Origin of the sequence: Cupriavidus sp. SIMBA_020, assembly GCF_046535395.1 — a bacterium.
Taxonomy (GTDB): Bacteria; Pseudomonadota; Gammaproteobacteria; order Burkholderiales; family Burkholderiaceae; genus Cupriavidus; species Cupriavidus campinensis.
This window is the reverse complement of the sequence record NZ_JAWRWU010001054.1, coordinates 1-256: the sequence shown is the minus strand read 5'-3', so window position 1 is coordinate 256 and position 256 is coordinate 1. Positions and strand designations below refer to the sequence as shown.

The window sequence follows — 256 nt, the reverse complement described above, 5'->3', positions numbered from 1 at the left end:
CCGCAAAATAGGCCGCGATGTCCGCCACCCATACCAGGGCCAGCAGCGACACCACGAAAACGGCGCCACGCGCCATGAACAGCTGCGCCAGCACCACCCAGGCGACGAAGGCGGCGGGCACCGAAAACACGGACCATCCCAGGCTGGCGGGCGGCGCATCGGCACGCCCCCGAACCACCGCCACCACCGCCCCGATCAGCCAGACCACGGCGACAGCGGGCGTCAGGTAACGCAAGATCCAGGCGGGATCGGTCAG

The 256-nt window shown here is 69.5% G+C and carries 1 pseudogene; it reads right to left on the bottom strand.

The features are described 5' to 3' along the window. A pseudogene (locus SB751_RS32705) lies at positions 1–256 on the bottom strand (phosphatidate cytidylyltransferase); the annotation flags it as partial.